Source organism: Gloeocapsopsis crepidinum LEGE 06123, from assembly GCF_015207655.1.
In the GTDB taxonomy this organism is placed as follows: Bacteria; Cyanobacteriota; Cyanobacteriia; order Cyanobacteriales; family Chroococcidiopsidaceae; genus Gloeocapsopsis; species Gloeocapsopsis crepidinum.
This window is the reverse complement of the sequence record NZ_JADEWN010000006.1, coordinates 24704-46995: the sequence shown is the minus strand read 5'-3', so window position 1 is coordinate 46995 and position 22292 is coordinate 24704. Positions and strand designations below refer to the sequence as shown.

Annotated in this window: 17 protein-coding genes; 6 read left to right on the top strand and 11 right to left on the bottom strand. The window is 42.2% G+C overall.

The window, feature by feature from the left end; all coding sequences use genetic code 11:
- Window positions 1-115: 115 nt before the first annotated feature.
- Window positions 116-1837 carry a DUF1565 domain-containing protein gene (locus tag IQ230_RS03775; RefSeq protein WP_193930748.1) on the top strand — a complete coding sequence of 574 codons (1722 nt, stop codon included), beginning with the start codon at window positions 116-118 and terminating at the stop codon, window positions 1835-1837.
- A gap of 309 nt (window positions 1838-2146) precedes the next feature.
- Here IQ230_RS03775 and IQ230_RS03770 read toward each other — a convergent pair whose 3' ends face one another.
- From IQ230_RS03770 to IQ230_RS03745, 6 genes are all read right to left on the bottom strand, one after another.
- On the bottom strand, window positions 2147-2821 hold the full coding sequence (locus IQ230_RS03770; RefSeq protein ID WP_193930747.1) for a response regulator transcription factor: 675 nt from the start codon (window positions 2819-2821) through the stop codon (window positions 2147-2149).
- A gap of 12 nt (window positions 2822-2833) precedes the next feature.
- Entirely contained in the window at window positions 2834-5023 is a 2190-nt protein-coding gene (locus IQ230_RS03765) for an ATP-binding protein (RefSeq protein WP_193930746.1), read from the bottom strand.
- Window positions 5024-5444: 421 nt separating this feature from the next.
- Complete coding sequence (gene ndhD1 / locus IQ230_RS03760) at window positions 5445-7019, bottom strand: photosynthetic/respiratory NAD(P)H-quinone oxidoreductase subunit D1 (RefSeq protein ID WP_193930745.1); 1575 nt, start codon at window positions 7017-7019, stop codon at window positions 5445-5447.
- 94 nt (window positions 7020-7113) lie between these two features.
- Window positions 7114-9198: an NAD(P)H-quinone oxidoreductase subunit 5 gene (locus IQ230_RS03755; protein ID WP_193930744.1), complete on the bottom strand. Its 2085-nt coding sequence runs from the start codon at window positions 9196-9198 to the stop codon at window positions 7114-7116.
- A 277-nt stretch (window positions 9199-9475) separates the two neighbouring features.
- Window positions 9476-9871 carry a thioredoxin family protein gene (locus IQ230_RS03750; protein WP_193930743.1) on the bottom strand — a complete coding sequence of 132 codons (396 nt, stop codon included), beginning with the start codon at window positions 9869-9871 and terminating at the stop codon, window positions 9476-9478.
- Window positions 9872-10197: 326 nt separating this feature from the next.
- The gene (locus IQ230_RS03745; protein ID WP_193930742.1) at window positions 10198-10911 is read right to left on the bottom strand and encodes an NnrU family protein; all 714 of its coding nucleotides are present in this window, start codon (window positions 10909-10911) and stop codon (window positions 10198-10200) included.
- A gap of 204 nt (window positions 10912-11115) precedes the next feature.
- On the opposite strand from IQ230_RS03745, the gene IQ230_RS03740 reads away from it, so the two are divergent.
- From IQ230_RS03740 to IQ230_RS03730, 3 genes are all read left to right on the top strand, one after another.
- Window positions 11116-12126 (top strand): LysR family transcriptional regulator, encoded by a 1011-nt coding sequence (locus IQ230_RS03740; RefSeq protein WP_193930741.1) that lies wholly within the window; start codon window positions 11116-11118, stop codon window positions 12124-12126.
- A 52-nt stretch (window positions 12127-12178) separates the two neighbouring features.
- Entirely contained in the window at window positions 12179-13549 is a 1371-nt protein-coding gene (locus IQ230_RS03735) for a serine/threonine-protein kinase (protein ID WP_193930740.1), read from the top strand.
- A 272-nt stretch (window positions 13550-13821) separates the two neighbouring features.
- Entirely contained in the window at window positions 13822-14871 is a 1050-nt protein-coding gene (locus IQ230_RS03730) for a PstS family phosphate ABC transporter substrate-binding protein (protein WP_193930739.1), read from the top strand.
- A 38-nt stretch (window positions 14872-14909) separates the two neighbouring features.
- On the opposite strand, the gene IQ230_RS03725 is transcribed toward IQ230_RS03730, so the two are convergent.
- Window positions 14910-15629 carry a Crp/Fnr family transcriptional regulator gene (locus tag IQ230_RS03725; protein WP_099701090.1) on the bottom strand — a complete coding sequence of 240 codons (720 nt, stop codon included), beginning with the start codon at window positions 15627-15629 and terminating at the stop codon, window positions 14910-14912.
- A gap of 550 nt (window positions 15630-16179) precedes the next feature.
- On the opposite strand from IQ230_RS03725, the gene IQ230_RS03720 reads away from it, so the two are divergent.
- Window positions 16180-17031, top strand: coding sequence for a DALR anticodon-binding domain-containing protein (locus tag IQ230_RS03720; protein WP_193930738.1), 852 nt, complete (start codon window positions 16180-16182; stop codon window positions 17029-17031).
- A gap of 261 nt (window positions 17032-17292) precedes the next feature.
- On the opposite strand, the gene IQ230_RS03715 is transcribed toward IQ230_RS03720, so the two are convergent.
- Window positions 17293-18159, bottom strand: coding sequence for a Cof-type HAD-IIB family hydrolase (locus IQ230_RS03715; RefSeq protein ID WP_193930737.1), 867 nt, complete (start codon window positions 18157-18159; stop codon window positions 17293-17295).
- Window positions 18160-18456: 297 nt separating this feature from the next.
- On the opposite strand from IQ230_RS03715, the gene IQ230_RS03710 reads away from it, so the two are divergent.
- Complete coding sequence (locus IQ230_RS03710) at window positions 18457-19746, top strand: glycosyltransferase (protein ID WP_193930736.1); 1290 nt, start codon at window positions 18457-18459, stop codon at window positions 19744-19746.
- Here IQ230_RS03710 and IQ230_RS03705 read toward each other — a convergent pair.
- From IQ230_RS03705 to IQ230_RS03695, 3 genes are read right to left on the bottom strand one after another with little or no spacing between them, the layout of a single operon-like run.
- Window positions 19669-20265 (bottom strand): class I SAM-dependent DNA methyltransferase, encoded by a 597-nt coding sequence (locus IQ230_RS03705; protein ID WP_193930735.1) that lies wholly within the window; start codon window positions 20263-20265, stop codon window positions 19669-19671. The two genes, IQ230_RS03710 and IQ230_RS03705, sit on opposite strands and share 78 nt — an antisense overlap.
- On the bottom strand, window positions 20262-21023 hold the full coding sequence (locus tag IQ230_RS03700) for a PIG-L deacetylase family protein (protein WP_228054553.1): 762 nt from the start codon (window positions 21021-21023) through the stop codon (window positions 20262-20264). Before IQ230_RS03700 ends, IQ230_RS03705 begins: the two co-directional genes overlap by 4 nt.
- Complete coding sequence (locus IQ230_RS03695; RefSeq protein WP_193930733.1) at window positions 21011-22228, bottom strand: acyl-CoA dehydrogenase family protein; 1218 nt, start codon at window positions 22226-22228, stop codon at window positions 21011-21013. Before IQ230_RS03695 ends, IQ230_RS03700 begins: the two co-directional genes overlap by 13 nt.
- Window positions 22229-22292: the final 64 nt, after the last annotated feature.

Genomic DNA, 22292 nt, shown 5'->3' with positions numbered 1-22292 from the left:
ATGCCATTGATTTTCTGCGACATCGGCTGTATAAGAAGCAGCATAGATTAACGTCGAAGTCGCCGTTGTCATCACCCTTGACTTTGATATTCCCAAAGTGATGCGGAGGAGTGCCGTGAATTTAACCCGCCTTGATACCTATCTTGAATTTGCTCCCTGTAGCAATGTAAATAGACTTATTTTGAGCATAGCTAATATTTCTTACTTAAGTTCCAATACAATCGCGGTTGGTTTAGCAAGTATCACTTTACTTGTTGCCAGTGATATTGGTTTATCGTCAGAATTGCCACTATTACACTTGGCATCGCGTCCTAATCAGACATCTCCAGCGAAAGTGATATATGTCAACCCTAATATAGAAAATACTGCTCAAGCCGATGGTAGCGATCGCGCCCCATTTAAAACAATTACTCAAGCACTAAAGGTAGCTTTGCCGAACAGCGTTATTATGCTAGCAAGCGGTAAATACAGCGCCGAAACTGGAGAAACTTTTCCACTTCAGCTTAAATCAGGCGTATCAATTCAAGGCGATCCGCAAACTCGTGGCAGTAATATTATTATCCAAGGTGGCGGTGTTTTCCTCAGCCCTACTTTTGCACGGCAAAATGTGACGATTCTAGGAGCAAACCAAGCTACGCTGACAGGTGTCACAATCACTAATTCTCATCCACGGGGTTATGGTTTGTGGATCGAGTCGAGTCATCCCACGATTATCAATAATACATTTACTAGTAGTACCCATGACGGTATTTCGGTAACGGGTAATAGTACACCCCTCATTCGCAACAATTACTTTCATCAAAATGGGGCAAACGGTATTACTATCTATGGCATCTCTCGACCGGAAATCCGCGAGAATATCTTTGAAAAAACTGGGTTTGGTATCAATATTTCACAGAAAGCCGCGCCATTATTAGTTGGTAATCGCATTACACAAAATCGTGCGGGAGTAGTGGTACAAGCTCAAGCTCAACCAATCCTCAGAAATAATACAATTGAGAGCAACATTGAAGATGGTGTTGTAGCGATCGCTTCTAGTCAACCTGATTTAGGCACTGCTACGCAACCAGGAGGCAACATATTTCGCCAAAATGGCGGTTACGATATTAATAGCAAGGCGGCGCGTCAGACAATTCCAGCGTTCGGTAATACTTTAGCTGCTAACGCTCGTACAATTGGTAATCTTGATTTATCAGGTAAGGTCGATTTAGTGGCAATCCCTCAGACGCCACCGCGAGTAGTACAACCGAATACAACTGCGACAACAATTGCACCAGTAGTTACAACAACTCCTACAAACTCAATCGCGATTCCTGTACCCCCAGCGAATATAAACAATCGCGCCAATCCTCCACAGTTACCTCCAGCGTCAGGTTCGGATACTGCGATCGCCATTACTGTACCGCCACCGACAACTTCTGCAACTATCCTCCCGCCACCAGCAAATCCTAATCCTGGTACTATAAGCGTCCCAGTGTTGCAGTCTGCACAAATTACCGAAGCAGATTTACTTCCTGTTCCTAGTGGCAACATTCCGATAGGAAACCCGCGTAATTTACCAAAGATAACATTACCAAGAACAGCGCCTGCGCTTGGTACTCCACCACTTCCACCCACTCGCGAATCAGCTTTAGGTTTGCGTTATCGAGTGATTGTAGAAGCTGAAAATAAGAGTAAGCAAGACTTGGTACGATCGCTTGTTCCTGGAGCTTTTCGGACGTTTGCGAATGGTAAGGTTTTTATGCAGGTAGGAGCCTTTGGCGATCGCGCAAATGCTAACGAAGTTTTACAATTACTCAATAGTCGTGGTTTAAAAGGGACAGTAGAGCAAATTTAGGTAGTTCTAAAAACTGGAAGTGACTAGTAGCTAGTGGTTAGTTACTAGTCATTAACCAAAAAGGCTTTGGCGATCGCATCTAAGTCTTGTTTAAGCTGAGTAATTAGAAATACAAAAAGGCACTAGATCTTAAGAAGACGTAGTGCCAATAACCTGAAGCGGAACTCCTAAGCTTTATTATGTTAAAATCCCAAGTTTCTACTAATTATATCATCTCCAGTTAACCAATCAGACTAGCAGTAAAATGACACTTTTGCTAGTAATTAACTAATCAATAGCCACTTTTAATCTCATTTTTATCATCACTAATCAACCGAATTTGATATTAGAAACCAAATTAAATTGGCGTAGAAAATCGATATTCTCAGGAGACATAAGTTTTTGCAAAGAAGGAGTATTGTTGAGGATGCTAATTTCTTCTTCACAGACTTGACGCAGAATTTGTAAACAGCGATCGCGTTGAGAACCTGGAGGTAAGTTTTTGACTAGAGACATTGCCATATTAAGTTTTGGAACAATATTGGTTTTAGAATTAGCATACTTTTCTAATTCTTGAACTTTTTGTTTCAAAGAATCAGCCCGTTGGCGTTCGTTATGATACTGCTGCATCACAATTTCCTGCTTGGCAAATCGCGAAGCGATCGTATTTAATAATTCTGTCCGAGTAAAGGGCTTGGTTAAATAATCATCTGCTCCTAAATCCATTCCCCGCCGCATATCAGCGCGATCGGCATTTGCTGTTAGAAAAATGAAGGGAATTGTAGCTGTTACAGAATCTTGGCGTAATGCTGTAAGAACATCATATCCATTAAGTTCTGGCATTCTTACATCACAAATAATTAAGTCAGGTAAATATTCCTGTGCCCACATTGCACCAAAAAAACCATTTTCTGCACCAACAACATGAAAATCTTCTGCTTCGAGCAACTCAATGATATTAGCTCTAACATCTGGCTCATCTTCAATAACTAAAATCTTTTTCATTTAACTTAATTCCTAAGGATTTAATGGTAGTGTTACCGTAAAGGTTGTTCCTCTATTTACTTCACTGTCAACAGTAATTTGACCTCCATGTAAATCAACAGACTTTTTCACAATTGCTAAACCTAGACCAGTACCCGAAATGACACCTACATTACTAGCTCGATGAAAAGAGTTAAATAGTTGCTCTTGGTCTAGCTTAGGAATTCCAATACCTTCATCTTGAATAACAAAAACTAGCTCATCTTTTTGACAAATCAAGTCAAAATGAACAAGACAACCTTGCGGCGAATATTTAATAGCATTTGACAATAAATTTGTTAAGATGTGCCTTAATAACTTTTCATCCAAGCAAACTATTAAGTTTTGATATTGAGCTTGAAAAATAATCTGATGTTCTGTAGTACTAATTTGCAATTCTTCTACTAAGCTGGAGCAAAACTGAATTATATCTAATGGCTGTGGATTAAACTCTAATTTACCTGCTTCAGCTTTGCCAATTAATAAAACATCATTCAACAAACTAGTCATGTGGTTAACAGCAGACTGAATTTTATGAATATGACTAAGCTTTTTATCCTCACTCCATTTATGACTATAATATTCTAATAATTCTGCTGAAGAGAGAATTGTTGCTAATGGAGTACGAAATTCATGAGACGTCATAGTGACAAAGCGTGATTTGAGTTCACTTAGTTCTCTCTCTTTTTTCAAAGCATTGAATGTGTCGCGCTCGATTCTTTTACGTTCTGTAATATCGTAAGCAATTCCGGTTGTGCCAATAATTTCGTTATTTTCGTTATGAATTGGTGTTTTGATAGTTTCAAACCAAATCTCACTACCATCTGGATTAACTGAAAATTCTTCAAAATATTTTCTTTTGCCAGTCGCTAAAACTTCGCGATCGTCATCAATACATTTTTGAGCCAAATCAGGGGGAAATAAGTCGTAATCTGTCTTACCGACAACCTCTTCTAATTTTTTATTAAATAACTTCAGCAAGGGTTCATTAACAGCAATATATCTACTTTCGTTATCTTTAAGCCAAGCACTACCAGGAATATTATTTAAAATTGCTTTTAGCTGGCGTTCTTGTTGCTGTAATAAATCTAAAAATAGCTTAGTTTCAGTAATATCACGAACAATCACCATCACTTCATTTTCTGCACTAACTACGATTCTAAATTCGTAGTACCGCAAAAGATTATCTACAAATGTTTGTGATTCAAAAACTTGAAGTTCTCCTGTTGCTAAAGCTTTTTCGATACACGTCATTGCGGGCAAAGCAATTTCTGAAGAAAGCACTTCACATAAATGCTTGCCAACAAAATTATTGTCAGGTATAACTAAACTTTCATTTTTTGCTGCTTTAAAGTTAACAAAGTATCCTTCCTTGTTGATCCGCAGTAGTAGATCTGGTAAGGCATTGATTAAGGCTCGGTTTGTTGCCACACTAGAACGTAAAGCTTCTTCTGCTTGTTTGCGTTGAATCAAAGAGCCTAATTGAATAGCTACTGTTGAGATGATTTCAACAAGTCGTTGATCCTCCTCATAAGCCTCAAACATGAAAAAGATGAGGATCGCTAACACTTCATTGCGGTTAATAATTGGAATACCTACTCCCGCCTTGAATCCAACTTCTCTAACAAGTTGACAACGTTGACAAACTGTTTCAGATACATTAGAAACATCCTGAATCCACTCTGGATGCTTTGATTCCCAAACACGTCCTGGAATACCGACTCCTAATGAAAAAGTAAATGTTTGACTTAATGTTCTAAATTTTTCTAATTCTGGGCTAACACCATACCAAGCAGGACTGTACTCTAAGACATGAGAATTTGTTTTAGGAATCCACGCCTCACCAAATTTCCAACCTGTGAAGTCGCACACCTTTTGTAAAGCAATTCCTAGTGCTGAATGAAAGTCTGTAGCTTCACTAATTGCTTGTGTCATCCTTTGTAAAAAAAGGACTTCTTCTTCTGCACGCCGTAAATCTATGTTTTCTATTTTTAATTGCTGATTAGCTTGTTCAAGTTCAAGAATGCGTTCTTCTAGTGTTTGCTTGCCAACGTAATTGTTTTTATGTATAGAGTCTAGCAAGTGAGAGTCATCGGGATAAATATGAGGTGGGTGAGTTAAACTATCTTGTACTGCTAGTATATGTTGCTCATCTAGCGACTGTTTATCTCTACCTACAAGCATTGTGTTACCTCTGATTATGCCTTATGCTGCTTTGAAGCAAGGTGAACAAATATCTTAAAAAATTGATATCATCCGCTCAATCGTATTCTGTAGATAGGCTGGCTGTAATCCGAGAAAACTAGGAGATAAATTTCTTCTGGTTCAGAGAAATTGCTGATACTTGTTAAAAATGACAGCAGAAGAGCGATTAGTCATTAAAATGCGAGTGCGAATGAATTTACTACCAAATAAACTAAAGTCCACCAATTTAGAGTGTTGAGTTATGAGTTAAGAAAATTTAAAATTCAAAACTTAAAACTATGCTTGAGTAGCCCTGACTTCAGTTGAAGGGTATCTATGATTCATACAGGAGGTCTACAAAAAAGACAGGTTTTGACAACCTGCCTGAGCAATCGTATTTTAGTTTTTGAAACCTTGTTTGTTACTTATTACTAATAGCTGGTGCACGGAATGACAAAGTAGGCACTTCTTGAGAAACAAGAGTAGGCACAGAATCACGCAACCTTTCAGTTAACTGAATTGTTGTAGCGTCGTAGACTTGAGTCAGGATCTTAGGATATAAACCAATTCCAATAATTGGCACTAACAAACAAGCAATGATAAACACTTCTCGTGGTTCTGCATCAATCAAGGCTTCATGAGAAACCAATTCCTTATTTTCAGGTCCGTAGAAGATCTCGCGGAGCATTGATAGTAAGTAAATTGGCGTTAAAATTACACCAACTGCCATCAGAAAGACGATGATGATTTTAAACGTCGGGCTGTAGGCATCGCTATTAGCAAAGCCGACGAATACCATCAACTCTGCAACAAAACCACTCATTCCAGGTAAAGCCAAGGAAGCCATTGCACAAGTTGTCCACATAGCGAACATCTTCCGCATTTTCTGTCCAACACCACCCATCTCATCTAACATCAGAGTGTGAGTGCGATCGTAGGTTGCTCCAACTAGGAAGAATAGACTTGCACCAATCATGCCGTGAGAGATCATTTGTAAGATTGCACCATTCAAGCCCAAGTCAGTGAATGAGGCAATACCAATAACAACAAACCCCATGTGGGAAATCGAAGAGTAAGCAATTTTTCGCTTGAGGTTACGCTGGGCAAATGATGTCAGTGCAGCGTAGATAATGTTGACAACTCCCAGAATAACCAACACTGGAGCAAAATAAGCATGAGCATCGGGTAGCATTCCGGCATTCATCCGAATTAAAGCATAGCCGCCCATTTTCAGAAGAATTCCTGCCAGTAACATATGTACTGGGGCGGTCGCTTCACCGTGGGCATCTGGTAGCCAGGTGTGTAGTGGAAAAATGGGGAGTTTTACCGCGTAGGCAATCAAGAAAGCTGCATACACCCATAACTGAAAATTCAAGGCATAGTCTTTGGCAGCGATCGCCCGCATATCAAACGTCACAGTATTGCCATAGAATGCCATTGTCAGGGCAGCAACCAAAATAAACAGCGAACCACCCGCCGTGTACAAAATGAATTTTGTGGCTGCGTACTGCCGCTTTTTACCGCCCCAAATTGCCAGCAACAGATATACGGGAATAAGTTCGAGTTCCCATACCAGGAAAAACAGCAGCAAGTCCTGAACAGCAAATACTGCAATCTGACCGCCGTACATTGCCAGCATCAAAAAGTAAAACAAGCGCGGCTTGAGAGTAACAGGCCAAGCCGCTAGCATTGCGAGCGTTGTAATAAACCCAGTTAGAATGACTAAAGGCATTGACAAGCCGTCTACGCCTACAGACCAATTTAAATCTAGCTGCGGCACCCAGGGGTAACTTTCCACTAGCTGTAAATTGGGATTAGTAAAATCATACTGAGAATAAAACGTCCAAACAATCAGTGCAAAATCGATCAATCCCACGACTAGGGAGTACCAGCGTACTGTTTTACCATCTTTATCTGGTAGAAAGGGAATCAAAAGTGACGCGGCGATCGGCAACAAAATTATCGTCGTCAGCCAGGGAAAATTAGCGGTATTCATAGTTAACTAGGGAGTAGGGAGTAGGGAGTAGGAAGTAGGGAACTTAGGGTTTTAACTCTTTACTCGCCCCTCGCCCCTCACCCCTCACTCCTCATTACGTCACACCAAAAACAATCACCAAGCCTAACACAGCCCCAAATACAATCAGGGCATAGAATTGAGCGCGACCATTTTCTAGGTATTTCAATCCTTCACCGCTAATGAGTGTGAAGAAGCCTGTTAAGTTAACTGCACCATCTACAACACGGTAGTCAACTTCCATGACTTGTCGCGCTAAGCGGCGACTACCTAACACAAAGAAACGGTGGTAAATGTCATCAAAGTACCACTTGTTGAGAGAAAGTTCATAAAGTGGTTTGATTGAAGAAGCGATCGCTGCTGGATCGATCTTACCGAACAAGTACATTAAGGACGCTAGGGTAATTCCAATCAAGGAAATACCTACCGAACTGCCTGCCATGATGAAAAATTCTGTTTGATCGAACTCGGCAACTTTTTCCATCACTTCTGCTAGGGTTTCACTCGGAGGATAGATAAACTCCTCAAAGTAGTTAGCATAAGGCGTTCCCACTAAACCAATCAGGATAGAAGGAATTGCCAGGGCAATCAGTGGTAGCGTCATTGTCCGCGGTGATTCATGGGGATGTTCGCTATGTCCATGACCGTGAGAATCGTCAGATAAAGCTGCTAGTTCTCTGGTATCCATAGCCCCAGGACCAAAGTTAGGCGCAAGGGGAGAAGGACTCATTAATGTATTAGCTGCGGCAGATTTCAGCTTTTGGCGAATTTCAGATTGATTACCACGGAATTTGCCTTCAAATGTGGAAAAATACATCCGAAACATATAGAAAGCTGTAATTCCAGCAGTTGCCCAACCGACAAACCATAGAAAAGGATTTGCCGCAAAGGCAGAACCTAGGATTTCATCTTTAGACCAAAAACCGGCAAATGGTGGAATACCACTGATGGCTAACGTACCAATCAAAAAGGTAATTGCGGTAATTGGCATGAATTTCCGCAGTCCTCCCATCATCCGCATATCTTGTGCCAAGGCTGGATCGTGTCCAACAACAGCTTCCATGCCGTGAATGACAGAACCTGAACCAAGAAACAGCATTGCTTTGAAATAGGCGTGAGTCATGAGGTGGAATAACCCTGCGCTGTATGCACCAACACCCATTGCCATCACCATATATCCCAATTGGGAAATCGTGGAGTAGGCTAAGCCTTTTTTAATGTCGTTTTGCGTAATGGCGATCGTTGCCCCTAAAAACGCAGTAAAGGCACCTGTAAAAGCAATGACATTCATTGCTGCGGGTATCCCTTCAAAAACTGGGTACATCCGCGCAATTAAAAATACTCCAGCTGCAACCATTGTCGCTGCGTGGATTAGTGCCGAGATTGGAGTTGGACCTTCCATTGCATCCGGCAGCCAGACGTGCAGTGGAAATTGAGCCGATTTAGCAACAGGACCTAAGAAAACCAAAATTGCGAATAATCCGGCAAGCAGACCACTCAGTGAACCTGTTTCTACTAGTATTTGCAGGCGATCGCCGATTGCCTCAAATTCAAAGCTACCAGTTGCCCAGTACAGCCCTAAAATGCCCAGTAATAAACCAAAGTCACCGACGCGGTTAGTGACAAATGCTTTCTGACACGCATCTGCTGCTGCTTGGCGATCGTACCAAAAGCCTACAAGTAGGTACGAACACATACCTACCAGTTCCCAAAAAATGTAAATCTGCACAATGTTTGGGCTAACAACTAAGCCCAACATCGATGAGCTAAATAGACTCAGATATGCGTAAAAGCGTACATATCCTGGATCGTGAGCCATGTAGCCGTCGGTGTATACCATCACCAAAAAAGCCACTGTGGTGACAATCACCAACATCAGGGCTGTGAGGTGGTCAATGGTATAGCCCATTGTCAGGTGAAAGTTTCCTGCGGCTGCCCATTCTAACGTGCGGATATAAGGCGCGTGTCCTTGAAATTGACTGACAAGCAATGCCACTGATAGAAACATTGCGGCACCTAGCAAGGAGACGACAAACACCGCATTTAATTGCCGCGCGCGGTTCGTCACCTGATTGAACGAGATTAACCCAAGACCGACCAGCATTGCCCCGACCAAAGGTAACACCGGAACGAGCCAGGCATACTGATAGATTGCTTCCATCACTGACGCCTATATAATTCTTTTCTATTGTGACCAAACTGTTAACAATTGTGACATAAGGGTTTTATCATAAAATAGCCCACTTGACTGAAATATCCGTGGGATTCTAAAAATAGCTATCAGTTTTGAGCAAAGCGACTGATGAGTGGTTGGTGAGTAGTAGTTAGTGAATAGTTATGAGTTTTGACTTCTGAATTGAGGAATTTTCTTAACTCTCTACTGTTTTATGCTTAACACTGATTCCGAGTAACTCCTAGTCTCCCCCAGATCTTTTTGCTTAAGCTAAACGACACTCCCACTCAGAAGTAAAAGATGAGCTTACGCCTGCAAGAGAACAAAGTTTATTTTCGTAGAAAAGTTGAATTTTCTCTAGTTCTGCACGCAGTTCTTCCCGCCCGCGTAAAGTGTCCCATCGTCGCTGAGGATGACCATCTTCGAGCAGGATTAATGTTGGTAGTGTGGTGAGACGAAAGGAGTTAGCAAGTTTGAAGTTTTCGTCAGCGTTGATGCCAACAACTTTAATTCGATGACCACACTGAGATTGAAATTGTGATAGTAAAGGTTCGATGTTGCGGCACAGACCACACCAAGGTGCCCAAAAATGCACAAGAACAGGAATAGGAGATGCTAAAACTTCTTGAGTAAATGTCTGCTCATTAACCGACAACACCATAATTCCTCTAAGTAAATTTATCGAATTTTATTATTAAATTAGCTACCTGACCTTAGCAGTCGAAAAAGGATGTATTAAAAATTTGACAATAGTTGTCTTTGACAACTGACTAACTGCTAATTTTTAGTAGCCGATTTGAACCATGCTACATCAATTTGGGATCAATTGGTAAGCTAAAATTTTCAATTTACATTTTATAGGTAGAATAGTGGGATCAATTGTTGCAAGGGTTTTGACAAATTCGCACTCAAGCAAATAACATTCTAAAATACGCGTGTTTAGCGATCGCTATTAGTAAGCAAGATTCCTCATTAAGAAAGCTTACCTTACCAATTGACTTGACCAGTTGCTTGAATTAAAAGTGGATGAGACAACCACAGTAAGAGGACAAAAACGGCAACACCTAGGTAGGCAGGTCGGAAAAATTCTTGAAGTTTAAGCGTTTGTTTGCCTTGGACAATTGCCAGAAAAGGAATTATGGATGTCCGATCTTTAACGCTAGTAAAAGCTTTTCCGTAACGATTTGTTAAGCGGCGATCGCCATGCCAGACTCCAAATAAATGATGCAAGACAAGTCCTACAGAAGTCACGAGTGTAAATGTTGTTCCCAACCACAAGGTATGGGCAATGCACCAAATAATTTGACCTACCATTTGCGGATGACGCGTAATCCGAATAATGCCACTTTCATAAAGATGAACTTGGGGTTTCTGAATGGCGGCAATTTCTAGTAGATTGAACGTAGCTGGATAAAGGAATAAAAAAGAAATAGCTGACAACACCCAAACGACTGATTTTATCCCCAAAACCCCTTGAACTTGCCACAATTGCCAACCATCGTACCTGTGATTGATAAAGTAAATGATTAAGATAACTGCCAATGGCAAACTTACCAAAGCAAAGACAACGCGATAAAGTCGCGCACCAATGCGTTTTTCTGCCCAAGGTCGTAATGCAGCTAAACCACTGTGGGCGATCGCAAATCCGACTAAAAGACTCAGCATAATGAAATGACTGGGCGTCAACCAAGCGAAAATCATGTAAATAAAGTTGTGAGAAGAAAACTAGCGTGCAGTACAACCAATAGCACAAAGTATTCAACAGGATCGACTTAATCAGAATGAGTTGTGATAGTGTCAAATTCTAGATTAAGTCCCCTTAACAAGCAGGCTATGAACCATCTAGGTATGACCGCTCTAGATTGGTTGCCTGAAGTCTCCTTTCATCTTCGTGGGTTTAGCAGTATGTCTGACCTTCCGTTTACTTTAGATCAGTTACGCATTCTCAAAGCGATCGCTGCCGAAGGGAGCTTCAAGCGTGCCGCTGATAGTCTCTACGTCTCGCAGCCTGCTGTGAGTCTCCAAGTACAAAACTTAGAGCGACAGCTGGATGTTCCTTTGTTCGACAGAGGAGGACGCCGAGCACAACTAACAGAAGCAGGTTATCTCCTCCTTAGCTATGGTGAGAAAATTCTCACGCTTTGCCAGGAAACCTGTCGCGCTATTGAAGACCTCCAAAACCTCCAAGGTGGTACGTTGATTGTTGGTGCCTCGCAAACGACAGGAACTTACCTTTTGCCACGGATGATTGGTTTGTTCCGAAAACAGTATCCTGATGTAGCAGTTCAGTTGCACGTTCATTCCACAAGGCGTACAGCTTGGAGTGTAGCTAACGGGCAAGTCGATCTTGCTATTATTGGCGGCGAAGTACCAAGTGAATTGCAAGACTCGCTAGAAATTATTCCTTATGCGGAAGATGAGCTAGCATTGATTTTACCGATGTCTCATCCCTTTGCGAAGCTAGACACAATCTACAAAGACGATCTTTACAAGCTACAATTTATTGCCCTTGACTCACAATCAACAATTCGTAAGGTAATAGACCAAGTACTAACGCGCTGTGATATTGATACGCGTCGTCTCAAAATTGAAATGGAACTCAATTCAATTGAAGCGATCAAAAATGCCGTGCAATCAGGGCTGGGTGCTGCCTTTGTATCGATCACCGCGATCGCTAAAGAATTGCAAATGGGAGGGTTGCACTGTGCCAATATTGAAGGCGTTGTAGTCAAGCGGACATTGTCGGTCATTGTTAACCCGAACCGTTACCGCTCCAAAGCCGCAGAAGCATTCATTAACGAAATCTTACCGCAATTTGCTAAACCAGGCTGGAATAAGGATGTGTTGAAATCGCAACGACCAATCGTACCTGATTTTGATGAAGAAGAAGTCACGCCAAGCTCAGCTGGAGGATAGTTGCATGATGGGGATTTGGCGTTAAAACAATCTTTAGCCCCAACTTGGATTCATGGAAGTCTTCTGCACCCGTTCTGGTTGTCCTCGTCCCCAAAATTTTTTTGCGGATTTAGACGATAGCGCTACCCTCAAAACGATTCAACAAAAATACTGCACTGCTTGCGGGATGCCGTTGATCTTAGTCGGACGCTATCTACCTTTAAAACTACTCGGCAAAGGCGGTTTTGGCGCAGCATTCTTAGCCCGCGATCGCTATACTCCAGGAATGCGCCGCTGTGTTGTTAAGCAATTTCAGCCTTCTGGCAACTTAACTCAAACTCAGCTACAAGTTGCCCATCAATTGTTTGAACGGGAAGCCGAAGTTTTGGAGGAATTAGGCAACCAACACGACCAAATTCCCAATTTGTATGCGTTTTTTGAATTAACAGTTCCGAGTTTACAAGCCAACTCGCAAGACAAGTTTTTTTATTTAGTACAGGAATACATTGATGGCAAAAATTTAGAGGAGGAATTACAAGAAAAAGGCAAGTTTTCTGCTAGTGATGTGGTGGAATTACTGCGGGGAATTCTCCCTGTGCTGCAATTTGTTCACGAACACGGTTCAATTCATCGCGATATCAAACCTTCCAATATTATGCGCCATCGCAATGGGCGGCTTTATTTGCTCGATTTTGGTGCAGTTAAACAAGTTACCAGTGCAGTTGCCGTCAAAGGTTCGACAGGAATTTATTCACAGGGATACGCACCACCCGAACAAATGTCTGGCGGGAATGTTTACCCATCAACTGATTTGTATGCCTTAGCAGTGACTGCTGTCATCTTACTCACAGGCAAAGAACCTGCTGAATTGTTTGATGCTTACAACAATTGCTGGAATTGGCGATCGCACGTTAGTGTTCCATCAGCGATCGCTGACATTCTCGATCGAATGCTGTTAGTAACACCTAATCAACGCTTTCAGTCTGCCCAAGACGTATTAGCTGCGATCGCCTCAGCGACGGCACCACCTGTATCTCCGCCTCCTAGTACCGCTAAGGCAGTACCTCAGTCAAATCAATCACCATCACGCCAAAGCGCATTTTCGACATTGGAGTTGCTCTCAGGTGCAGGATTAAGTGGATTTGAGGGGGGTTTATTTGGAATTGCTATCTACAACTTACTCAATTCGCTACCCATCACATTAGCTGTAACTACATTCATTTTAGGGATACTTATTTTTGCCCAGACGCGACGCTGGGCTGATATGAAAGATTTATTAATTTTGATCGGTATTACGCTGGCCATCATTTTGTTTATTCCAGCATTGCAAGGTGGACAGACAGTTCCAAATATATTGCTTGTTGCCTTAGTCACAGGCGCAGCAGCGATCGCTTTTGCAGCAATATTTCGTTTAATATACAAACTGCTTTCTTTAATTTTTTAATTTAAGATGCCCTCCGACTCCCTTCGGGGCTACTCAAGCATAGTTTTGAGTTTTAAGTTTTGGAAAGCGAAGAAAGGTGCCGGAGGCAATCATTTTGAATTTTCTTAACTCATAACTCAACACTCATCACTCATCACTCTAAATTGATGGACTTTGTCTATGTAGCAACGAATTCATTCGCTAAGCTTTGGGCGTATTGCTGATGCCATTTTGAATTTTAGAGCTTAAATTTTGAATTAAGTTTAATTCTCAGGATCGCCTGATCAAATCTTATGTCTCAAAAAAATGAAACCGCTGTTTTAGTGTCGGCTCTCTTCATTACACTTGCAGTAATAGGTGGTAGTTTGTGGTGGTTTGCCAATCGATCAGGTATTGATATTGACTTCAGTAGAATCACAACACCATCAGAAGATGATAATTCGCCGCCTATTGGATCTGACAGGACAAATTTTGCCTCAGTACAAAATGTTCCCAACGGATTGTTTAACTATGGTGGTAGTACAACTTGGGCACCGATTCGCTTAGCCGTTGACTCTGCAATTCAAGCAGCACGACCAGAGTTCCGCTTGCGTTATGTTAACCCGACAAGCGATACACCAGGTTCAGCAAGTGGCATTCGGATGCTTATTGACGGTACAATTGCCTTCTCACAGTCTTCTAGACCACTGCTCGATCAAGAAATTGCACGTGCCCAACAACGCGGATTTGGTTTGCAACAAATTCCAGTGGCAATTGATGGATTAGCGATCGCTGTTAACCCTAATTTGGATATTCCAGGACTCACAATCGACCAAGTTCGCTCAATCTACACTGGCAAGATTGCCAATTGGAATCAAGTAGGCGGTCCTAATTTACCTATACTACCTTTTTCTCGGCAGATCAGCGACGGTGGCACTGTTGAGTTTTTTGTCCAAGATATTTTGGCAAATCAATCATTCGGCTCAAATGTAGAATTTGTTCCTGACACGACTCAAGCGTTGCGCAGATTAGCGGTGACTCCTGGTGGTATTTATTATGCCTCTGCACCAGAAGTTGTTCCGCAGTGTACTATTAAATCTCTACCTTTAGGGCGTGGGTCAGGTGAATTTATTCCACCCTACCAAGAACCCTTTGTTCCTTTATCTCAATGCCCAAAGTCGCGTAATAGCCTCAATCTTGAAGCTTTTCAAACTGGTCAATATCCAATCACGCGTAACTTGTTTGTTGTCATCAAGCAAAACGGTCAAAGTGACGAGCAAGCCGGAGATGCTTATGCTAATTTTCTTTTAACAACGCAAGGACAAGAACTCATCGAGCAAACTGGTTTTGTCAGAATTCGCTGACATAGAGGCTATGTACGATGTTTATGCATATAGGCATGTTACCTCTTGGCGATATTGACTGAATCTGCTGGTAAACAAATCAAGTTATCTCCCTGAGTAATTAACAAACCTCGCTGACGTAGTTTACCCATCAGGCGAGTCACAGTGACTCGTGTAGAACCAATTGCACTGCCAATTTGAGCATGGGTAAGCGGAAATGGTAAGCAATAACCACGAAGTAATTCGGGATCTTCTGGACTGAAGGAAGGTTCACCATACTCTTCAACTAACAGTGTAAGAAATCCGAGCAGGCGATCAATTGTTCGCCTTTGCCCCAAAGCACTCAGCCACAATAATTTTCGTTGATGTTGGTAACGAAAGGCATCGAGAACTTCACGCCGGAAATGTGGCCAATTATCTAAATCGTGCCAATACATCCAAACTACAGAAGTTTGATCGACATGAGCGTATGCTTGGAGTGTAAACGGCGATTGAGCAACAATTTCAAAGGGCTGTCCAGCACCAACAAAGCCTAAGAAAGCTTCTTCAGGGGTGCGGTTAACTCTGCGAGAGGTAAGCTGACTGGCGGTGGCACTAACCTGGGCAGTACCCACAAGTCTAATCGCACCACGTTGTACTAAGTACAGTAGCCCTGGTCTTGCAGGAATTCGCTCATCTTTATTAAAAGAGCGAACTCGGTAGTGTTCTTGCGCCCAGTCGAGAATTCGTTGCCAAGTTAAAAACGGTCTTGGTGTTTCTGGAAATGTTGGGGACTGCATAGATGGAGAATGCATAAGTCGAAGCATTTGGCTTTTAGCCGAAAACGTTACAACAAGATGCAGCCGTTACTGATATGTTAACGCTCTCAAGAGCACCTAACAGACCAGTGTAATTATCGGCTACTAGTTAGCTTAACTCTACATTTGTTTTATAGGTCTTACAAAACAATCCTAGTATTAGATGTTACTTAATATTTACTAAGTTTTGCAGTTTTTTCTTTTGGCGATCGCGTAGTTCAATATTAAAACAACATAAAGTTTGGCAAAATTGAAACAATGTCAACACAAGAAATGTCAGCACATACAGTGATACACATTGCCAGGACTATCCACCCTCGATTGTTATTTTGTCAGTGATCTTCGTCACATTTTTAGGTCTTTTTTATCACATGACAATATCAGTAAAATTTTAGTATCGAATGAAACTGATTTAGATAGAAGTGATGGTTGAACAAAGCTGAATATCTGCACTAGCGACGAGAAAAAATGTGTTTGAAATCATAAAATGATTGTGGTTGAATTTTGAACTAAAATTTACGCGTGGAATCAATTGTTATCTCCTAAATACTGCACAATTAAACACGTATTATTGCAGCAACTGCAAATAGCTCTCGATTTATACTTGCTGAATCAAAAGTTGTACGCAAAACCAAAAATTAATCTTTCCTGGAACTTAAAAAACAATCAAATTACGTATATCTGGGCGATCGCTTTGCAGTTAAGTACAGTACAAAAGCTTCCGGCAATGCAAATTGCGACGATGATGATGCACTTGATTGACACTACAGAAAATGCTGTTAGCTCAACCTCGATCGTAACTCATGTAGCACCACCAGGTTTAATTTATTTAGAACTAACAGATCTCACTGTTGGCAGTTGGCTACAGTACTTCACTATTAACCCTCCAAGAATAGAAAAATATTGCTCGCAAAAAGGCAGTGGTGCTTCGCTGTCATTTACTCTTCAGTATACCCATGCTCGTTGTTGCTCAGTTCTACAGCTAGCTGCACAAGAAGGATTAATTACACTACGATCGCGAGTAGAGTCTGCCGAAAATATCTTTCCTGTTGTTTCAGAACAGACGCTAATTTCTTTTCTTGATTCTCAACAACGCCTTCTTTGTTGTCACCCAACTGAGCAAGCTTTAATCAAGCAATTATTAATGCTATTTGATAACTTATATTATCCCAGTACCGAGTCAAAAGCACAGTGGGAAAAAATAACACTAAATTTATGTCAATCTTGGCAAAACTTCTATACTCACTGTCGGATCTGGGGTGAAGTCAAACAAAATAACCTACTTCTAGCACGGGCGCGGTTGGGTTTAACGTCATTAACTCAAAGTCTTCTAGCTGTATTCCTAAACGATAAGTTAGGCGTTTACGCACCAACCGAACTATAAGGCAGAATTTGTAGGGATCAGAACATATTGCCAGAGACTGTAAATCGTAAACACTAATTACATAAACTTTCTACTCTTCTGATATGACATTGGTAACTTCTACCTTTAGATAGAAAATTTTGGGCAAAGCAGTGACAAATAGATAGAGTTCATATAATATTGCAAGTGTGTGAGGAGCGAACCAGTCAGGGTACCGAGACGAAACACGGCCAGTCGTCGGTACTCTTTCTGTGTTTGAGGGTACTACCCCGATAAAATGTCTTACCTAAGCAAAATAAATTCTTCAATTGCTGCTGCTGCACCATCTTCTTCAACACTCGGCGCTACCCAGTGGGCAATATTTTTAACTGCTGTCGGTGCATTACCCATTGCAACACCAACACCAGCATATGTAAGCATCTCCACATCATTGAAATTATCACCAATTGTCATGACATTTGCAGCTTGGATACCTAAGCATTCTTCTGCTAAGTAACGTACGGCTGCTGCTTTGTTTACTAGGGGATTGGTTGCTTCAAAAAAAGTCGCAACGGATTTTGTCATGTACAGTTCAGCGGGCGTATAGCGCTGCCGCAAGCTTCCTAAAAGACGATCGATTAAGGCAACATCATCACTGAGTGCAAGCACCTTTGTAGGTTCATCTGCAAGAACTTGACGCAAGTCACCAACAGCGATTGGTTCAATCCCAGAACGTTCTGAGTAGAGTTGAGTTTCTGATGTGAGTTCGCGCACATAGAGGCGATCGTTGATATAAAAGTGAACTGATAATTGCGATCGCAGTTGGGGTTGCTCAAAGTAATCTAACAACTGGTACGCTGTTGCTTTTGCAACAGATAAATGACGGTGAATTTTTTGCGTGTGGGGATCTTGAATCCAGGCTCCTTGGTAAGCTAGTAATGGCATTGTCGAGCCAATATCTTGATGAAAGCGTAAGGCAGAGCAATACATTCGACCTGTAGCTAGTGCAACTTCAATGCCCTTGGCTTTTGCTGCTTGGATCGCCTGACGTACAGCAGGGCGAATTGTGTTTGATTCTCCGGCGATCGTGCCATCGATATCGAGTACAAGCAGTTTAATTGAAGTCTTAAAGAGTTTTGAGTTTTGAGTTTTGAGTTTTGAATTAGTCATTGGTAATGGGGTTGGAATAAAGTATAAATAAACTTCACTTATGCTTGATACGTCTGGCAATACGTATTTTGGCAAAATACGATTTATCTTGTTATGCAAACGGTTAATAAACAATTATTCTGACATTTTTTACGCCCAAATTTTAAACCAATAAGGCAAAAAGGTGTGGATTAGTTGTAGTAGGAACTACTTAATGTTGGCGTTTTCAATATCACAAAATCAGCTTAAAAGTAGATTCAAAAAATAGTAGAGATAGATACACTGAAGCAATTGCTTTTGGTATAGGAATAAATTAATATGCTGGGGATTGAGCGTTTTGGAACGCAAACAGCAGCCCACGCAAATTCAGCGTTTCAGGGAGCATCAGTTGAGCCTTTAGTAACTACGCCTCCTGCTGCAGAATGTGAAATATGTGTCGTTGTACCAGTACGAGATGAAGCTGAACACTTAGTAGCTACACTCAATGCCTTAGCACATCAAATCGATCTACAAGGAAAACCACTACACTACAGCCGTTACGAGATTATTCTGCTTGCAAATAACTGCTGTGATGACTCTGCAGCGATCGCTCGTAAATTTGCCCAGCAACATTCATCGTTAGCACTGCACGTAGTAGAAATGACCTTATCCAAGCCCGAAGCTTATATTGGTAAAGTACGACGTATATTGATGCACGAAGCATATCGTCGCTTGATGAGTATCGGACGCAAGCGCGGTATCATTGCTTCAACCGATGGCGATACTCGCGTAGCACCGACTTGGATTGCTGCAACTATACAAGAAATAACTCATGGTGCGGATGCAGTCGGCGGGAGGATTATTACAGACCGTGCAGAACGCAGTTATTTAGAACCCTATGCGCGATTGTGTCACTTGCGTGAGGTAGGCTATCGCTATTTACTAAGCGAACTCGAAACATATCTCGATCCTGAACCGTGCGAATGTTGGCCTCGGCATTATCAGCATTATGGTGCAAGTTTAGCCGTTACAGCGCAAATGTACGCTCGTGTAGGTGGTATGCCTGCAGTACGTACGCCGGAAGATGTCGCTTTTTATCAAGCACTGGTACGTGTAGATGCGAGGTTTCGTCATAGTCCAGCTGTGAAAGTGATTACCTCAGCACGACAAACAGGACGTGCCAAAAATGGCTTAGCAAATCAGTTACGTGAATGGGCAGTGATGGGACACCAGCATCAGCCATTTATTGTAGAATCGGCAGCAATCAGCGAGCAACGGTTGCAAGCACGTCGTAAGTTACGGATGTTATGGATGCGATCGCGTATTCATCAACAATTAAACAAATATGAAATTGCACAATGTGCGCATGAATGGAAAGTTTCCCTTTCTTGGTTAACCGAAGAACTATCCCATTCACCTACTTTTGGTTTATTGCTAGAACGAACCAAAGAAAAAACAGTTGAATTAGAGCGAGATGCTTACCAAGAAATTTCTCAGGCGATCGCCGATCTCCGATTGCGTTTAAGCAGTTTACGTAAAGCAGTAACTCATTTAAATTCGCTCGAACAAGTCAAGCCGATATTGATCTTCCCGCAGTCCTCGCAAATGCCGCAAGTGCGAATCAGTTAGTTCCATAAACGAGTCATGAACTTCATCGCCCCATAAAGGGTAATCTTCTGCATATAGTGTCCAATGGACGAGAAGCAGATGCCCTCCTGATTCTAGATGCTCTAGGATCAATTTTTGCGTTTTTCTTAAATCATCCCAAGATAAGTAATAACCAACTTCAGAAACTAAGGTCAAATCGAAAGTCTGCGGTGGATAATCGCGAGGAACCTGCATCAATTGAAACTCAACGTGGGATAAGTACTGACAGCGTTTAATCGCTCGATTCAAGGCAATTTCCGATGCATCAATTGATAAGAGGAAATCGCAGCGTTCAGCTAAACGCGAGGTGAGGACACCAATTGAACAACCAATTTCGAGTGCACAGCGATAGCGTTGTTTAGGTAGTACAGCTAAGGTATTTGCATACTTGTGCGCTTCGTACTCACTTGTTTCAAATTGCCACGGATCTTCATCAGCAGTGTAGAGATCGTTAAAGTATTGAGGTTGCAGTGAGTTCATGTGTGGCTTTGGTTGATTCATTGCGTCTGCTCCAAGTAAAGTTCCCAAGAATGGGCAAAGTGTGCCAGCATTTGAGGTGTCAAACGAAAACCTTCAGGGTCGTCGTCAATTAAATCTGTTGTTTGCGAACGATATGCTGCGATCGCCTGTTGTTTTAAATCGATTACTGTACTAATGTCCAACCGCCACGGCTCAACATTTCCAGGTAGTGTTGCATCTTTGCGTTGCAAGGGATCCCAATCCCAAATCAAATATTCAATTTGGCGCACAGATAAATTTGCAGTATAAATTGCGGCTGTCAGTAGTTCCCAAGTCGCACGGTGATCGGGGTGTGGATCGTACCGCCAAGGTAAAAAGAGCGATTTGAAATTACGGCTTGATAAATAGTCGCGTAAGCAAGCCACAGCCGTATCAAAATCTGAGGCATTCCTATGAGGAACAGCGCCGTCTTGGAGGCGGAAAAATGTGACTGCGTTAACACCAAGTATCGAAAGTGCTGTGCGAGTTTCACTTTCACGTAAGTCTCTTAAGGCTGGTGCTGGGTAGCGACGTGAGTTGGGATGCGATTGAGTTCCATCACTCATTACAAGTACCTCTACGGAGATACTAAGCTGCTGTAATAAAGCGATCGCACCACCACAACCGAGCGATTCATCATCAGGGTGCGGTGCGACGATGAGTGTAGAACCAAAGTCAGCGATCGCCTTTGCTGGACGTAGTGGTATTTGTTCTGGATGAGCTAATAATGGTTGCGGCACGATTGAAGTCATAGCGTCCATAGCGAACTTGCGGTTTCACTAGATAGCGCATATTGCCCGATATTGGCGATTGCTGCATCAAACGCAGGTTGTCGCAGGTACAAAGTCAAGTCACGGATGACGCGTTCTATTGGTTGTGGTGGCAGTAATCCGCGAGTACCAACACAGCGTTCGCATAGTTGAATGACATTCATACAGATTTGCTCAATCGCAGTGCGTACCATATTGCCATAGGCAACAATTGTGCTTGCTTGGGGATGCTCATCCGAAGCATAGCCACCAAATACAGGCGCGTACTCATCGACTAAAGTTGCTGCACCGCGTAACCAAAGATGACCACTTTCGATGGCGATCGCCATTTGTCCTAGGCGTTCTTCTTGGTAAGGATCTTGAGTCCGATTGAGTGAGTGTAGGTATTCCCGCGTCAAATTAAATAAAGCTTCAGCACCACCAAGTTGCACCGCAGCAAAACGAATCACACCTCCTGTCAACCACGGTTGACGGAAGTAATCGCCAGGATTGCCAATGATGTAGAGTGGATCGAGTTCCACACCTGTAAAATCTACTTTGTAACTAGCCGATGCCCGCATTCCTGAAGGTTGCCACCAAGAAGGATCGACAATTGTCTGAACTTCATCCATTGGCACAATACACATTTGCCAACTACCATCTGGTAGTACTCCATTCACAAACGGACGTTCGACAAAACCACAACCCGAAGCAAAGGTTTTAGAACCTTCCAGCCGACAATTGCCATTGTCTAAAGGAATGACTTTGACCCCATCAGCGGCTTCAGCATTCCAAACACCAAAGATTTTATGGCGATCGCGTGCGGCTACAGCAAAGCTTTCAATTTGTTTTGGAGTTCCAAATGTGTTGATCAGTTGTAGTGCATTAACGTGACCTTCATAAACGCGACCAACAGATAAATTACCACGACCTAGTTGTTTAAGTAACAGCAGTAATGGTAGCGTTCCACCTGCTTGTGTACCTAAGCCTAGTCCGCCCAATTCGCGAGGTAGCGGTGCGGTTAATAACCCCGCTTGCGCAATCAGTTCAAATTCTTTCGCGGGGAAGGCTCCGTGACAATCTACCGCAGCAGCATTACTGAACGCAAAATCAGCAATATCTACAACCCGCGATAATATTTCTGTAATTGCTGGTTCGTGCCAACTATCAGGAATAACGCTGGGTGAAAGTTGTGTAATAATAGTATCCTCCTTCAAGTCTTCTGTGTAAACCCACCTACGATTGCACAACCAAAGGCTTTTTGGTATTTATTATCACTGT

Excerpts from the sequence above, each read along its gene's own strand:
- IQ230_RS03710 (WP_193930736.1), top strand. The coding sequence starts at position 18,457 with ATGCTGGGGATTGAGCGTTTTGGAACGCAAACAGCAGCCCACGCAAAT.
- IQ230_RS03735 (WP_193930740.1), top strand. The coding sequence starts at position 12,179 with ATGGAAGTCTTCTGCACCCGTTCTGGTTGTCCTCGTCCCCAAAATTTT.
- IQ230_RS03755 (WP_193930744.1), bottom strand. The coding sequence starts at position 9,198 with ATGGAAGCAATCTATCAGTATGCCTGGCTCGTTCCGGTGTTACCTTTG.
- IQ230_RS03700 (WP_228054553.1), bottom strand. The coding sequence starts at position 21,023 with ATGGACGCTATGACTTCAATCGTGCCGCAACCATTATTAGCTCATCCA.
- IQ230_RS03750 (WP_193930743.1), bottom strand. The coding sequence starts at position 9,871 with ATGGTGTTGTCGGTTAATGAGCAGACATTTACTCAAGAAGTTTTAGCA.
- ndhD1 (WP_193930745.1), bottom strand. The coding sequence starts at position 7,019 with ATGAATACCGCTAATTTTCCCTGGCTGACGACGATAATTTTGTTGCCG.
- IQ230_RS03770 (WP_193930747.1), bottom strand. The coding sequence starts at position 2,821 with ATGAAAAAGATTTTAGTTATTGAAGATGAGCCAGATGTTAGAGCTAAT.
- IQ230_RS03725 (WP_099701090.1), bottom strand. The coding sequence starts at position 15,629 with ATGCAGTCCCCAACATTTCCAGAAACACCAAGACCGTTTTTAACTTGG.
- IQ230_RS03765 (WP_193930746.1), bottom strand. The coding sequence starts at position 5,023 with ATGCTTGTAGGTAGAGATAAACAGTCGCTAGATGAGCAACATATACTA.
- IQ230_RS03745 (WP_193930742.1), bottom strand. The coding sequence starts at position 10,911 with ATGATTTTCGCTTGGTTGACGCCCAGTCATTTCATTATGCTGAGTCTT.
- IQ230_RS03715 (WP_193930737.1), bottom strand. The coding sequence starts at position 18,159 with ATGACTAATTCAAAACTCAAAACTCAAAACTCAAAACTCTTTAAGACT.
- IQ230_RS03740 (WP_193930741.1), top strand. The coding sequence starts at position 11,116 with ATGTCTGACCTTCCGTTTACTTTAGATCAGTTACGCATTCTCAAAGCG.
- IQ230_RS03730 (WP_193930739.1), top strand. The coding sequence starts at position 13,822 with ATGTCTCAAAAAAATGAAACCGCTGTTTTAGTGTCGGCTCTCTTCATT.
- IQ230_RS03705 (WP_193930735.1), bottom strand. The coding sequence starts at position 20,265 with ATGAATCAACCAAAGCCACACATGAACTCACTGCAACCTCAATACTTT.